The organism is Bradyrhizobium sp. USDA 4532 (genome assembly GCF_024171315.1).
Lineage (GTDB): Bacteria > Pseudomonadota > Alphaproteobacteria > Rhizobiales > Xanthobacteraceae > Bradyrhizobium > Bradyrhizobium australafricanum.
Map to the genome: position 1 here is coordinate 4491403 of NZ_JALJZN010000001.1, position 14334 is coordinate 4505736.

Here is a 14334-nt window from a genome sequence, read left to right on the forward strand (position 1 = left end):
GAGCGTTACGCCCCTCCTGAGGCTCCGCCGTTCACGACGCCGACACCTTGAAATGATCTTCTTTCCCCTCTATGAGGCAGTCCTTTGCCGCGGGCGAACGATGGGTCGAGAGGAGCGCCGCCACGAGAGACCGTCCTTTGGTCCCGCCCCGAATTTCGGGCAGCATTACCACGTTTGGCAAGAAACGTCCCTACCGAGAGCAGTAATCAGTCAATCCGGCCTGATCCTGGCGTTATTGCTCGGCCGGCTGGGCCTCGGCAGCGCTGGTGAGGTCGAACTTGGCGCCCTTCTTCGCGTGACCGGCACTCGCATCGACACGGTGATCGGAGGCGATCGCGACATAGACCGCCGGCAGGACGAAGAGCGTGAACAGCGTGCCGATAGACATGCCCGCGACGAGCACCAGCCCAATCGAGAAGCGGCTCGCGGCGCCAGCTCCTGTTGCCGCCAACAAAGGTACCACGCCTGTGACCATCGCCGCCGTCGTCATCAAGATTGGACGAAGTCGGACGCGAGCCGCCATCTCTATCGCCGAGCGACGGTCAAGTCTCTCCTTGAGCTGCAGCTCGTTGGCGAACTCAACCATCAGGATCCCGTGCTTGGAAATTAAACCGACCAGCGTCAGCAACCCGACCTGAGTGTAGATGTTCATCGTCGCCCAGCCAAAGAATAGTGGTATCAAGGCGCCGACAATTGCCATGGGTACACTGATCATAATAATGAGGGGATCGCGCAGACTTTCGAACTGCGCCGCAAGCACCAAGAATATGACGATCAGTGCAAATGCGAAGGTGATGGCAAGTTGGTCACCCTCGTGCACATATTGCCGCGCGTCGGCAAGGAAGTCGTGGCTGAAACCCGCCGGCAGCTTCTTTGCCTCTGCTTCCAAAAAGTCCACGGCTTGACCGATCGTGACCCCAGGCATCGGCACGGCCTGAAAGGTCGCGCAGTTGAGCTGGTTGTAGTGGGTGAGCGCGTTCGGATCAGTCGCAGTCTCGACCGAGACGACGGTAGATAGCGGAAGCATCGAGCCCGTCGCAGTCTTTACATAGTAGTTCCCAATCGCTTCCGGGGCCATGCGTTTCTCGCGCGGCACCTGCGGGATCACCTGGTAGGAGCGGCCCTGCAGATTGAAGCGATTGATGTAGTTTCCGCCAAGTAGGGTGGCGAGCGCGTCGCCGATATTCTGCATGGTGATGCCAAGATCGTTGGCCTTGGACCGATCGACCTTGATTCGCACCACCGGCTGGTTGAATTCGAGGTCAGAGTCGCTAACGATGAACAGACCGCTCTTGCGCGCGGCGTCCTTCAGTTTCGACATCTGCTCATAGACGGATTGGAAGCCAAGCGTCGAATTGATCACCATCTGAACGGGCAGGCCGTCCGATCCGCCCGGAAGCGCCGGTAAGCTAAAAGCAAATGCGTTAATGCCTTCGATTTTCGACAGCTCAGCTTGAACAAGGGACCTAAGCACGATCGATGATCGCTTGCGCTCGTCCCATGGCTTCAGCAACATTCCGGCCATGCCTGATTGCGAGCCGCCACTTCCGTTGAGCACGAAGCTCAAATCGGTCTCGGAAAACTTCCGGAATGCCTTTTCGAGCTTGGCACCGTAATAGTCGAGATAGTCGATATTGGCATATTTCGGCGCCTTCGTGAGTGCGAATACGATACCTTGATCCTCCTCGGGTGCAAGTTCCTTAGAGGTATGCACATAGAGAAAGCCGACAAGGCCCAGCATGGTCAGCGCAAACAGCCAGGTAATTGGGCGATAGTCGAGCGAGCGATCAAGCTTGCGGCCGTACCAGCATGTCATGGCAGCGAACACGCGGTTCGCGGATCTTGCAAACCGCCCCTCCCCGGCGCTCTTTAGAAAGACCGAGCACATCATCGGCGACAGCGTCAAAGCGATCACGCCAGACACGATCACCGCCCCGGCCAGCGTGAACGCGAACTCGCGGAACAGCGCACCGGTGAGGCCACCGAGAAAGCCGATGGGGGCGTATACGGCCGCCAACGTAATCGTCATGGAGACAACGGGGACCACGATCTCGCGCGCTCCCCTCGTGGCGGCCTGCAGGGGCGGCGCCCCTTCCTCTAGATGACGATGGATGTTCTCCACCACGACGATCGCGTCGTCGACCACAAGACCTATCGCGAGCACCATCGCAAGCAGGGTCAGGAGGTTGAATGAGAACCCCAGCGCCAGCATCAAGCTGCAGACGCCAACGAGCGACAGCGGAATGGTGACGACGGGAATGACGACCGATCGCAGCGAGGCCAGGAACAGGAAGATCACCACCACCACGATCACGATGGCCTCGATGAGCGTCTTCTCCACTTCATCGATCGACGATTGGATGAATTTCGTTGAATCGTAGGCCACTTTCATCTTGAGCGATGGCGGCAGGTTACGCTCCATTTCTGGAAACAGCGCGCGAACACCTCGCACTATGTTCAGCGGATTGCCTTGTGGACCCGCCTGCACGCCGATGACGACCGCGTGCTCGCCGTTCATGACGGCACTGACGTCTGTCGTCTGTGCGGCAAGCTCGACTGTCGCAATGTCCTCAATGCGCACAAAGCCACCATCATTGGCTTTAACGATCATGCGCTTGAAGTCATCTACACTCCGTAGGTCGGTATTTGCCGTGACGTCGGAGATAGTGAAATATCCCTTGGTCTGGCCGGCCGCCGCCTGGAAGTTATTGGCGGCGATTGCAGCCGAAACATCAGCCGGCGAGACGCCGCGCCCTGCCATTTTCGCCGTATCGAGCCATAGCCGCATCGCAAAACTTTGGCCGCCCAGGATGTCTGCCGCGGCGACGCCGTCAACGGTTGACATAACCGGTTGCACGACGCGCGAGAGATAGTCAGAAATCGCGCTGGCCGTCAGTTCCTCGCTGGAGAAAGCGATATACATGACAGCGGTGGCCTGACCCGTTGCCTTAGTGACGACTGGATCGTTTGATTCCTTCGGGATTAAATATTTGATTGAGTTGACCTTAGAAAGCACCTCGGTGAGCGCCTCGTTGGGATCGAAATTCAGCTTTATGTGGACTTGGATCGTCGACGTACCGAGTACCGATGAGGAAGTGATGTAGTCGACGCCCTCGGCGGAAGCGACGGCCTGCTCCAGTGGAGCGGTGATGAACCCCTGGATCATGTCGGCGGAGGCGCCAGGATAGGAAGTCGTGATATTGACGACCGTATTGGACAGCTTGGGATACTGCCGGATCGGCAGAACGGCGGCCGCGCGAAGTCCGATCAGCAGGATCAGGAGACTGAGGACGACGGACAGCACCGGGCGTTTGATGAAAAGTTCGGTAAATGCCATCTCGACTCGCATTCAAGGTAACGCAAATTCGCGAGCAGGTCGCGCTGCCCGCGGCTAATGCGCGTAAAATTTGGGAGCTGGAAACGCCTGATCCAAAGGCACACGCTCCCAAGCAGGGAGCTCAGTGCTGCGCTTCTTACATCTTGGTTGCTTGGATGGACATCGGCCCTACCCTTCTCATCACTGACCGCGACCTCGAATTGCGGGAGCACTTCCCAAGTTAAACATCCATGTCTTTTTTGCGCCTAAGCAGCCTGCGGGCCGCCTCGAGACGTGGAATTGGGCTCACCTGTTTCCATGTAGTTTCGTCCTCAGACCTTGATGGAACTCAACGACTTTCCAGCAAGGAATCAAGCCAGCTCAAGGCTTCGCTTCGATCGCTCGTTCGAATGATCCGGCTTCGATGTCGAAAGTAGAAACGATCTGATGGATGCTCAACTCTACAAAGGTGAGTGGGTAATATAGGATGGGCTGTCAAACCTATACCAAGGTTTTGTCAAAACGGAACGCTGAAGCCTCATCGCCCGCCTCAACACCAGTGAAGAGCTCGCTAGGTTGGAAAACCGTATCTTTTGACTCGGCTCCGGCGCGGCCTGCTAATTCTACGCACGTCGCGCGCCTTCATAACGACACATGATAACTGCGCCAAAGCAGGCCTTCGGACCGAATTCACGCTTCGAGCTACAGAACGGGAAAGGAACGTATGCGGAGAAGTCCGAAGCCCGGGCGCGGAAGTGTGACTGAACCTTGCGGGAGCGACAGACAACCTGTAACGATGCCAGCATGCCGCGCCGCCGCCTTTTAGTGGCGGGGCCTGTAGCTCAATGGTTAGAGCCAACCGCTCATAACGGTTTGGTTGCAGGTTCGAGTCCTGCCGGGCCCACCAATTTCGTTAATAATATGTTGGTCCACTTTAAGAACGACTCGCTTGGGCTATAAGAGCGACTCGATTCCGGGCTCTAAGAACGACTCGATTTTGTAAGTCATTGCCAGATCACCTCAAATCGGAAGAAAATCTCGAACCCAAACATTAACGCTGCGCTGCTTTCACCGTGAGTACGGTGCGCGATTTCGCTGAGATCGCAACTATGGTCAGCGGCCCCTGGGCCGTCGGCTAGTCCGACGGCGCCGATCGGGATGCGAGGATGGTATTGCCGCCGGTGGTGGTGGTGCTGCTGCTGGTAGTGCTGGAGATGATGATGCCGGTGACGATGCCGATGCCGTGGCGATCATCATCGACATGCCGACGAGCAGCAGCACCATGCTGATCATGCGGCGCCGATGATCGGCGCCTGCTAGGAGGTTTCTCTGGGTCCCATTCGTACATTTCGACGATGATGATCATCGTCGCGTCGCTGGCATTTCCGGCGCCTACTCTCGAGCGGCATCCAACTCGGCCAGCCGCTCCAATGCCTGGTCTATTGACCGGTCGTCTGCCTCGGTCTGCGCGCGCGCGACGTCGCGGTCCAATTGGTAGACCAGATCCGCAGATCCCGGTCGTTCAATGAGGGTACCAGATCAAAGGCCTCATGCTCGATCACCAAAAGCGGGACACCGTCTTCACCGTAAAGCTTGAACGCTTCGGCCGTCTGCGTCGGCAGCCACCGTTCGTAGTCCCGCAACGGGACGCGGAACGCGCCGTCGTATTTCCTGAGAGCAAGGCGGTTGCTCAGCAGACCTTGATAGTCCTCGTTCCGTCGAGCCCGAGCCCGCGTCTGGCGGGCCCGTTCGTAAACCGCGCGTCTGGCTGCGCGAAGAGCGTCCATCTCCGCCGCGGCGGCATTGCTGGCGAACGCCACCCCACCGCCCTTCGCGGTTCGCACCAGAAAGCCTTGTTTCTCGGATAGGCGGCCTTTGTAGCCCTTTTTGACCGTGCAAGCCTGCCAGACGTCTACGACGGTAAGCGAGGCCGGTCCTCGAAGAATTTGGGACGGCACCCTCTTCAAGCTCAACGGATGATATTCAAGAACAGAATGCAATCCAGTGTCGTAGACGGCGGTTAGCCAGTCCCGATGAACGGGCAGAACGTCGCGGTTGAACATTGCACAAGCTTCTTTGTGATCGTCGACGACCTGCACGTTCCACCCTCCGACCCTGGATGGCATCACCTGCCTGACCAGCGCCGCAAACCTTTCATCAGCCAATCTCGGCATCCGTCGCCCCCTCGCTTTGTGCCGTTTCTGCTCTCGCTTTGGCTTCCAGAAGATTAAGTCGAGGCCGCCGACGGCGATGCCGACGGGGCAACCGTCGCTTCTTCGTCAACGAATCCTTGAAAGCTCCAGGCATCAATCGTCTCGAAAAGCGACGGATTATTTTCGACGACATGTACCGGTGTCATTTCTCACCGCGACGCCTTCAATTTTAACGATCCGCGCGGGACGCCGCCGGTCTCCGCGTCCACCCTTTCAGGGCCGCACGTTTTGACCACGCTTCATATCGCCGACGTGTTTTCCTCGCTCGCGTCTTGCAGGATGCGGTCATAGAATCTTCGGCAGCAGGAGTGCGACGATGAGAGCCACCGATATCGCAGCCTACTTTGTGAAGAAGATCGCCAAGCCGATTCAGTTTGATCTTGTTTGTGGAAGCGACCACCGCTTCTATGCGATCGAGCCGACTGCAGTCGAAGACGACGTCATCCATGTGCTGGTTTCGCTGAAATACGAGATGTCGGGGCTCGAGAAGCGGAAGCGGGACGAGTATCTCGGGGCAGTCGCGATCCCCTTTTGTGATGGCGACACCGTGGAAAGCGTCTTCGATACGGCGATCGCAGTCGCCGCCTTTGGGGAACGAAGTGAAAGGACCCACACCGGCGGAGACGACGACAACCGAATCCGCCGGGCCTACGCAAAGTACGTGGAGCGTTCAGAAGCGCAATCAGCCCGACCGCGGATCTAGATGGGCAGCACCAAGCTTAGGGGTTAGCCAGGGAAGGCCTCGGAACGTTGCCAGGATCTAGAACCGGGCTCATCTCCTCGATTTTTGCATCGATCTTACTAAGAACAGCGGCCGGAACGACTTCCCGTTCTGGGAGCTGCCACCAATGGTCGTTCACCAACGATACGACCTCCTCGACGGCCGAGATGACCGCCGGTTCAGGTAGCCGGGCGCGATTGGCGAACTTTCGCCAGCGGTCCGGAGTAAGCGCTTTGAAGGATTTCTCTCCTCCCAAAGAGAGCGCCATATCGTCCTTCGGAAAATAAGCGGTGGTTGATAGGACGTCGTACACGGGGCCGATGGCCGGAGTGCAACCATCACCTGGATATATTGTTGACCAGTTCTTCAAGTGCATGTCGCCGTTGCCGACGAGCGCGGCAAGTGCCAGTCGGCGGACGAATTCGAGTGCGGCGTCGGTCGAAACCGCGACATTCAGCGCGGAGGCGATGTCGTGGTATGATGCGTCATCGTATTTTTGGGATGGCTGCCGGCCAAAGATCTGAGCGAAGTCTTCGATGTGAATTCGAGTACCTTTGGGCCCACGGTCGAACCGCTTCACCAGCAAGACCTTGCCGGTCGATAGCGTATTGAATTCTTCGGGAATTCCCTCGAAATCGGATTTTTCGACAAGCTCGCGTTCCGGCACATCCATTCCGAGGACCTCGGACAGCGCCAAAATGGCGAATTCGTTTTCTGACAATCCGACAAGATTGGTCGAGGGGAATTTTGCGATGTACTGACCTTGCCCGTCGCCGATAGGCAAAGTCAATCCGCCACCCTTGCCCGTGTTTTTCATCACGGAGAGCTTCATCTGAACTCCCGCCAAGGAAAACCGCGCTTTGATCTCACGTGGATTGTCTTGTACGGCTATCGTGGTGCTGCCGTCGCTCGGCACGACGCGCACTGCACCTGGCAGGTCTTCGCCAAGCGCCGCCAGGAGGTCGAAATCGTTTCCTTGCCTCACTGCTCCCGCGTGGTGCTTTTCCATCGCCTCGCGAAGCTTGTCCTCGGGCAACATATTCGCGAAGAACGCGGGCAGCATGTGCGCTGCGGGCTTCGGATCCTTGCGAAGGCCACCATCGGCGGAGCGGAGCGAGAGGCTTAGTATCGGGGGCTTCGCCATAGCTCGATAGGCCGGATCGAGACTGAAGGCGTTGAAATCGCCCGGCGTACGCACAACCGTTCCGACCTTGAGGTCTTTAAGGAACACATCCAGCGACTGAATGGTGTTAGGGGCGCGGACCCGGGTGCTCATCATCATCATCCATATCGGTGGTGAACGCTGGTCGGTCCTCGTCTTCGGACGGCCGAAGGAGTGCGTTGACGCCGGGCACCATGGCCTGTGGGATCAGCATTAGCTCCATGCCGAGGGCGCGCGCGACGTTGATCAGCGTGGTCGCCCGCGCAGCGGCGTTGCCCTGCTCAATATCGCGGTAACGTGGCCGGGAAATACCCGCTCGTTCGGCCACCTGCTCTTGAGTCAGGCCCGCTTGCTTTCTTGCATCCCGGAGGAGGCGTCCTAGTTGTTGGGTTGCTTCGGAGTTCCGTTCCATGATCTGTTTACGTATCTTTTTTCTTTTATAAGATACGAGAAGGTATCATTTCTCGTCACCCTCGTCAAGGATCTGATCTGTTTACGTATCATTTAACAATGAAATGATCCTCAAACGTATCTTCTAGGCCAAAAGCACGGTTCCCTAAAGCAATCTGCGACCAGCGCGGGGCGAACCGCGGCGTCCGTATGGACTTCCACGGCTCCCGCCGCCCCGCCAAAACGGCTGTAGAGCAAAGTCTCCGACGGCGCCGGCGACACGCCAAAATCAAGGAATTTTTTCAAGTGCAGGCAATACGTCCGCCACAGGTAGTTTTGCAGATCCACGCTGGTTACCTACGCCGGTAGTTTAACTCCGGTCAGCTCGCCCAACTTATCGATGAGTTCGTCCTGGAAGCTCGGATCAGTCGCCTGATTCGCCGGCTCCTGTTGCCGGAGTTGATGCCAGTAGCGGCCGCTAACTAGCGCGGCCGGATCGTCGCTCACGGCCAGCCAGGCTTGCGTCTTCTGAGCCGTTTCGACATCTACCGGGGCGCCCGCGCCGCCCATCTTCGTGCGCGCCCAGCCTGGATCGACCGCGTTGCTTAGGACGCGCGGCCAGCGTCGCGCCAGCGCGGACGCCAGCGCAACGAGGTGCAGCTTGCTCTCTGCGTAGGCCCTGGCCGAATCCCAAGACCTTTTCGTCCAATCGAGGTCGTCCAACGAGCCTTCCCCGCCACGATGCAGCCCGCTGCTGAGATAGACCAGTCTAGCGGGGCGCTCGATCAGTGCCGTCAGCAAGTAGGGTGCAAGAGTATTGATCGCCAGCGTTCCAGCATGGCCTTCCGGGGTCGAACCACGACTCCGCTGTGTGTAGACGCCCGCGTTATGGATGACCGCATCCATGCGCCCGATCGCATTCACTTGGTCCGCGATGCCTTTCGTCTCGACGCCGCTCTGCAGATCCCCAACCACAACTCGTTCGGAGCGCAACGCGAACTCTCCGAGGGCTGCGGCGCGATCCGCCGATCGCGCGTGCAGCACCACTCGATGCCGAGAAGCGACTGCGCCGCCGCCCGGCCGAGACCATCCGTACTGCCAGTAATGAATACGATCGCCATGCGCTGCACCTCCGGATGTTTCCGAACGCACTCTACAGCACGTGGTGCTATTTCAGCCACGTACCAAAACTTGCCCCGCATCTAGACGCCAACCACGCCCCAAATTTCTTCGGTCGGAAGTAAGACGTCCCGTGTTGAGGGGCAGAGAGGTTTCAGATCGCAACGATTTGCCAACCATAGATGCTTTCCGAGCCGGCCGCTAACCAATCGAAAATCGATCCGCCTCATGTTCGCGTCTCGAAGCTGAATGGGGAAATCAAACATGACGGGATCGGCAATTCTGGAGAACGTGGGTCGCTATCGCGCAATCGCTTCGCTGTGCCGTCAAGCCGCAGCATTCCGCCCAGTCCAACGAATCTCATTGCTGACACAGGCCGACGAATGGGAGCAGAGAGCGGTTGGTGAGATCGAAGAATACTTTGACGCCCAAGACTCTCCAATACCGGGTCAGCCCTCAAGCAGCGTCAATTGACCTAGAGCTCAGTACGAAAGCGGACAGCTTGACACGTCAGGGGACAAAGTCGCCTAGGTGCTTGACTATTTGCCACGAGTTAGTCGTGCGCGGCGAGATCAACCCCGACCACCCGGCTTAGTGGGTTGTTGCAAGACGCTTCCTGGTCTCAATGCCTGGATCAGCGCCAGATTTTTGCTCGCGATGATCGAACTCTTTGCTGCGACCTCGCGGTTGACATCACCAATATGATCGGCGTCGGTTAGTACCCGCGCTGGCAGGTCCGCCCGCCCCCAGAGAACTGCCGCAAATCGGGGCGTAAAGGCTAACCATACCTCCACCGAACTGTCGTGGAGATCGTTCGGACCATTGGACGTCTTAATGACATTCGAGCTTCCGATGATGTATTCGGAATTGCTTGGAGCCTCGACGATCACCAGCGACTTTTCCTGAAAGGCCCTCAGCACTTCTCCGCTTGACTTCCTGAGCGCACGCCCTGGGATCTCCTTCAGGACGTCTGGGTTATCGAGGCTATCAATGAGACGGGCCTTCTCGTCTTCGGGCAAAGGGCCCTTTGTCCGCTCGTAGTCGCCTATCGCAGTTTCGACCCGGGAGCGGAAGGTTTCGGGCTTCAGAACTCGCGCGTGCATATCGGGCACGCGCCGCCACTGCTCATAGATGAAATGATCTAGGAGCCGACGGCTCCGGGCCGAAAGTACCGGACTTCCTCCCTCATCGAGCTTCTGCTCAATTCGATCGAAAAGCTCATTCGCCGCTCCTTCGAGGCGGCTGTATCGCTCCTCAAGGGAAAAGTCCCGTTCGCCATCCGCATTTGCCGGCGAATACAGATAACGTTGGAGCAGGATGTTTTTCGGAGTCGAAGGCCGGATCAGATTGTCGTCCAACCTTTTATCATGGAAAAAGAACTTGCCATCTGGGCGCGCGAAGCGCTTTGAAAGCATTTCGGGAATGAAGTGCTGCTTCTTCGTCGTGTTCATCAGATCCTTAGCGCCCCTTCTCAGAGCGTTGCGACTAGCCCTCTTCGATCCATGCATATGACGCCCAGCAACCGCCTCGGGGCATCGATGGAACGCTAAACTCATGCGACGCAACTGCCGCCATCGGCGGATGCTGGGAGGCCGGTGCCTCCCCTCATCAAAAGTCGAAAGACAGTTGACCGGGTGCCGATCGGTAGTGAGAACAAACCTGTTCCAACTTCCCGAATCTCCACCGGAGATACGCGTTTACAAAAACTGACTTCCGACTGGCGCTATGACTTCGCATAGCTCTGCCTCCTCTGTTGCGCGGAAAAGACAACCCGCAGGCTCGCTCCTTGTACGCGGAGCCCGGACCGATTGAGCCTCCAGCCTTGCGGCTAGATCACAGAAGAGATGCCGATGGCGGCAGACCGAGACTACCCTCACAGGGGAGCCCCGGACCGATGAGAGTCGGCGAGTCGTGACTACTCGGCAAGTCGCGATTCTTGAAATTCACCATTTGCCACGTTGGGCGAAGGACCAAATCTATCTGTTTGGTACAGCACCCAAGGTGGACACTCGAAGATGCCGTCGAGGCATCGGAAGGGTGGATGACGGTCAACTTGCGTCGTCCACGAGACGCTTTAAAGCGTCAGTCGGCAGGATCCATCGTCTCCACTCAGGGTCCTCTGTCGCACCGACACCGCGGTAAAACGATTGCGCCGGCGCATTGTCGGTCAGCACGAACCAGCAGAAGCGCTCGTGACCCGTTTTACGAGCATGCAGCGCCATCTGGCGCATAAGCCTTCGGCCAATACCCGTGCCTCGATATTCGGGATCGATATAGAGCCACTTCATCATCAAAAGGGGCTGCAAAGTATGCATGAATGGGATCTCGTAGTGGACCGCCATTCCGGCGAGTGCCCCTGGGCCGACGTCTGCAACGTAAGCGCCGAACTCTGGCCGCTCACCGAAGCCACGGCGAAGCAACTCCGCTTCGCTGAGCGCGAAGTTCTGACCACGCTCAAAACTGACGATCGCATGCATTAGCCGAAGCAATTCCGGAACGTCGCTCTCGACCATTGGCCGTATCGCAATTGTGTTCGTTCTACCGTGGCTTGTCGGCTGCTCCATGTAGCGCGTACCTTTTCCTCGGCTGATGGACGGAGGGATCACTTTTATGCGGTATCGCTCTCCGCGGCCAGCCGAGATGATAGTTCACGTCCGAATCTAGCCGCTCGCAAGATATCGCCATGCCGCAAAGCTTTGTCGCTGTGGGAGTAATGCGGCTGTAGTCCGCGTCCCCGCCGGGTTGGTGCGTACGCGGCCTATCATTGGTTATTGCAGCCTTATGGTGGCAACGAATAATAGGCCCATCAAACGTAGAAACTACTGTACCATCCCTGGGATCAGCAGACACCTTGATCGACCGTTCGCGTGGCCGAACTAGCAAGCCGACGCTTGCATCCCGCTGTAGAGGCCTTTGACTGCCGGCCGGGCGCCAAACGTCACGCAACACGCCTGCAGTCCTTGGTCCGAAACAAGGGCGGGCTGCGACCGACGGCGTCGCAGCCCGCATAGGCTTGCGCTACGGGATCAATGGACGATGACGTCCAGCTTCTTAAACCCGCGCAGTGTGTTGTTTATGGCTCGTTCGCTGGATCTGATCTCAAAACGCTTCACTCTCTTGGCAAGCGCAGTCAGCAATGCTGCCATCTCCATGCGAGCCAGGTTTATCCCGATGCATGAGTGTTCACCGTGGCCAAAGGCCAGTTGGCCGGACACTCCCTCTCGACGTACGTCGAACCGGCCCGGATCCACCCATCTCCGCTCATCACGATTGGCGGAGCCGTAAAGCACGATAACACGCGATTCTTGCGGAATCGCCATGTCGTCGAACGAGTGCTCTTGCACAGCAAACCGTGAGAATCCTTGGATCGGCGACTCCATCCGAATCACTTCGCTGATCGCGTTGGGAATCAGCGTCGAATCCTCCCTGATGAGATCCCATTGATCGGGATTATTGGCGAATAGCCAAATCGCACTGGAGGTCGCAAAGATCGTTGTATCGAGGGAAGGCTCCACATAAGACAGCGCCATGAGGCTCGCTTGCTCCTTGGGTATTTCTCCTCGATCCGCCGCATCGTGCAACATCTCGGCCCACTGCCTGGCTTGAGCTTTCCGCGACCCTCGGCAATGAACTGTGCGAGCGCGAGATGAGTTGCCGTCGCGAAGGACGGCGACAGACACGCTGCAGCTTCCCCAAACCGCGATTTTAGATCATCTGGGACTACCAAGAAGCCGAGGTTCAGGGACGGTTTCAGCGTCTTGCTGAAACTCCCGATGTGAATGACTTTTCCGTAGCCGTCTTCAGACGCGAGTGCCGGCCGGGCACGCCCCACTAGCTGAAGTTCGCTCAGATAATCATCTTCGATGATCCAGCGGTCACCATACGTGGCCATTTGAGTAGCTGGCTCCGCCTTTCCCTAGACATAGTAACCCCAGTTGGGGCGTGCTGGCCTGGTGTCACGAGGCCTATAACCTCCCGCTTGGTTGCATCTCCCACCTCTATCGCAATATCGCTGCACGCGGTCCCGGCGTGATCTCCAAGGTCGGGCTGAAGACTTTCGTGGATCCGCGCCTCGAGGGCGGCAAACTGAACGAGAAGACCACCGAAGATCTCGTCGAACTGATGCGGATCAATGACGAGGAGTGGCTTCGCTACAAGTCCTTCCCGATCAACGTAGCGTTGCTGCGGGGCACGACGGCCGATCCGGCGGGGAACATCACCATGGAGCGGGAGGCGCTTACGCTCGACAATTTGGCGATGGCAATGGCCGCGAAGAATTCTCGCGGCTTCGTCATCGCGCAGGTGGAGCGGATCGCCGCCAGTAACTCGCTCAATCCGCGGGAAGTGCAGATTCCGGGCATCCTCGTCGACTGTGTCGTCGCCGACGCTATCCATGCCGCTGGTGACTCGTTCTGCCCTCCAGAAGCTTAAGCTGGAACGCCGCCTGCGATCCTGACGGAATGCTCGTTCGAGTCTTCCTCAACGAATCCTTGGGAAATCGCCAGAGCCGAAGTCTCGAAGGCAACGGATTCTTTCCCATTAAACGAACCGGCCCCGCCCTTCGCCGGAACGCTTCAAATTGTAGCGATCGTTCGCGGCACTCGTTCACCGCCGCCGGCCAATCCTCGAAGCACACGCGAGAGCTTCTCCCGCGCACAGAAACTTTGCCGCAGGCGACGTGCCTGGCCGGCGCCAAAAATGGAAGTGCGACGTGTCCTCGGCCCCCTCAAGCATCTGCAGGCGGAAACTGCCTTATCGGGACTGCCACGTAATCGTCTCAGGACCGGAAGATCCGGCGGGCCCGGGCACCGTCACCTGTATCGACGTCGAGACCGGCACGTTCGTCGGTAACGCGCGGATCGCCGATCGGGACGATCGTCCGATCGGGGACGAGGAAGTCACGCGGATGGTCGGGGGAGCGTACCGATTGGCCTCGATCGCGGTGGATTTGGAGACGGATCTCCTGTCTCGCCGCAGCAGGCGCATTTCGGATATCCTGCGGACCCGCCGACGTCTCTGGCGTCGCCGCTGCCACGCCCGACTGCACGCTCTCGGCTGATTTTTCGCGCCGCCCGCGTCTTGCAGGGCCGAACCATTAAAATCTTGAGCACGAATGTAGCGCGATCACGGCCACTTCGGACCGGCCGGGAAATCATCCGGATCAGGCTCGTCGGGATCGACCTCATCTTCCTGACGGCCGGTCAGCCGAGCGCAGGCATCGTCGAGGAGCCGCTGGCCGACCTCCTGCCAGACCGACTCGGGACCGTACAGTCGTAGCGCGAGCGCCGGCGCCCGCCGGTCCTTTGTTCGAATCCTGGATGTCCCGATGGCGCCATTACATTATCTGCCCCTCTCTCGGGAGGCCCCCAATAGCGAGTTCGGGAAGGCAGGCGATGATGAATATCCTTATCGA

General features: G+C 58.2%; 9 protein-coding genes, 1 tRNA gene and 2 pseudogenes. 3 read left to right on the top strand and 9 right to left on the bottom strand.

Translation table 11 applies throughout. The features are described from left to right. Window positions 1-232 precede the first annotated feature (232 nt). Window positions 233-3337 (bottom strand): efflux RND transporter permease subunit, encoded by a 3105-nt coding sequence (locus J2R76_RS20490; RefSeq protein WP_253624807.1) that lies wholly within the window; start codon window positions 3335-3337, stop codon window positions 233-235. Window positions 3338-4147: 810 nt separating this feature from the next. On the opposite strand from J2R76_RS20490, the gene J2R76_RS20495 reads away from it, so the two are divergent. Continuing rightward, a tRNA-Ile gene (locus J2R76_RS20495) sits at window positions 4148-4223 on the top strand. Window positions 4224-4451: 228 nt separating this feature from the next. Here the strand turns inward: J2R76_RS20495 and J2R76_RS20500 are convergent. Together J2R76_RS20500 and J2R76_RS20505 are read right to left on the bottom strand one after the other, a co-directional pair. Further along, a complete protein-coding gene (locus J2R76_RS20500) occupies window positions 4452-4682 on the bottom strand; it encodes a hypothetical protein (protein WP_253624808.1) in 231 nt (76 codons plus the stop codon). 73 nt (window positions 4683-4755) lie between these two features. Beyond that, window positions 4756-5415, bottom strand: a complete 660-nt coding sequence (locus tag J2R76_RS20505; protein ID WP_253624809.1) for a hypothetical protein — start codon at window positions 5413-5415, stop codon at window positions 4756-4758. A gap of 430 nt (window positions 5416-5845) precedes the next feature. Between J2R76_RS20505 and J2R76_RS20510 the strand changes: the two genes are divergently transcribed. Further along, window positions 5846-6232 (top strand): hypothetical protein, encoded by a 387-nt coding sequence (locus tag J2R76_RS20510; RefSeq protein WP_253624810.1) that lies wholly within the window; start codon window positions 5846-5848, stop codon window positions 6230-6232. Between the two features lie 16 nt (window positions 6233-6248). Here the strand turns inward: J2R76_RS20510 and J2R76_RS20515 are convergent, their stop codons facing one another. The 6 genes and pseudogenes from J2R76_RS20515 to J2R76_RS20540 form a co-directional block, all read right to left on the bottom strand. Beyond that, window positions 6249-7526, bottom strand: a complete 1278-nt coding sequence (locus J2R76_RS20515; RefSeq protein WP_253626062.1) for a type II toxin-antitoxin system HipA family toxin — start codon at window positions 7524-7526, stop codon at window positions 6249-6251. After that, the gene (locus tag J2R76_RS20520) at window positions 7501-7824 is read right to left on the bottom strand and encodes a helix-turn-helix domain-containing protein (protein ID WP_253624811.1); all 324 of its coding nucleotides are present in this window, start codon (window positions 7822-7824) and stop codon (window positions 7501-7503) included. Before J2R76_RS20520 ends, J2R76_RS20515 begins: the two co-directional genes overlap by 26 nt. 335 nt (window positions 7825-8159) lie before the next feature. Then, window positions 8160-8923, bottom strand: a pseudogene (locus tag J2R76_RS20525) (SDR family NAD(P)-dependent oxidoreductase). A 570-nt stretch (window positions 8924-9493) separates the two neighbouring features. Beyond that, the gene (locus J2R76_RS20530; protein WP_253624813.1) at window positions 9494-10372 is read right to left on the bottom strand and encodes a DUF4238 domain-containing protein; all 879 of its coding nucleotides are present in this window, start codon (window positions 10370-10372) and stop codon (window positions 9494-9496) included. Between the two features lie 597 nt (window positions 10373-10969). Continuing rightward, on the bottom strand, window positions 10970-11434 hold the full coding sequence (locus J2R76_RS20535) for a GNAT family N-acetyltransferase (RefSeq protein WP_253624814.1): 465 nt from the start codon (window positions 11432-11434) through the stop codon (window positions 10970-10972). A gap of 513 nt (window positions 11435-11947) precedes the next feature. Next, a complete protein-coding gene (locus J2R76_RS20540; protein WP_253624815.1) occupies window positions 11948-12451 on the bottom strand; it encodes a cytochrome P450 in 504 nt (167 codons plus the stop codon). 430 nt (window positions 12452-12881) lie between these two features. Between J2R76_RS20540 and J2R76_RS20545 the strand changes: the two are divergent. Then, window positions 12882-13301: pseudogene (locus J2R76_RS20545) on the top strand (CoA-transferase); the annotation flags it as partial. Between the last annotated feature and the right edge of the window lie 1033 nt (window positions 13302-14334).

Excerpts from the sequence above, each read along its gene's own strand:
- J2R76_RS20490 (WP_253624807.1), bottom strand. The coding sequence starts at position 3,337 with ATGGCATTTACCGAACTTTTCATCAAACGCCCGGTGCTGTCCGTCGTC.
- J2R76_RS20500 (WP_253624808.1), bottom strand. The coding sequence starts at position 4,682 with ATGATCATCATCGTCGAAATGTACGAATGGGACCCAGAGAAACCTCCT.
- J2R76_RS20510 (WP_253624810.1), top strand. The coding sequence starts at position 5,846 with ATGAGAGCCACCGATATCGCAGCCTACTTTGTGAAGAAGATCGCCAAG.
- J2R76_RS20515 (WP_253626062.1), bottom strand. The coding sequence starts at position 7,526 with ATGAGCACCCGGGTCCGCGCCCCTAACACCATTCAGTCGCTGGATGTG.
- J2R76_RS20520 (WP_253624811.1), bottom strand. The coding sequence starts at position 7,824 with ATGGAACGGAACTCCGAAGCAACCCAACAACTAGGACGCCTCCTCCGG.
- J2R76_RS20530 (WP_253624813.1), bottom strand. The coding sequence starts at position 10,372 with ATGAACACGACGAAGAAGCAGCACTTCATTCCCGAAATGCTTTCAAAG.
- J2R76_RS20535 (WP_253624814.1), bottom strand. The coding sequence starts at position 11,434 with ATGGTCGAGAGCGACGTTCCGGAATTGCTTCGGCTAATGCATGCGATC.
- J2R76_RS20540 (WP_253624815.1), bottom strand. The coding sequence starts at position 12,451 with ATGGCGCTGTCTTATGTGGAGCCTTCCCTCGATACAACGATCTTTGCG.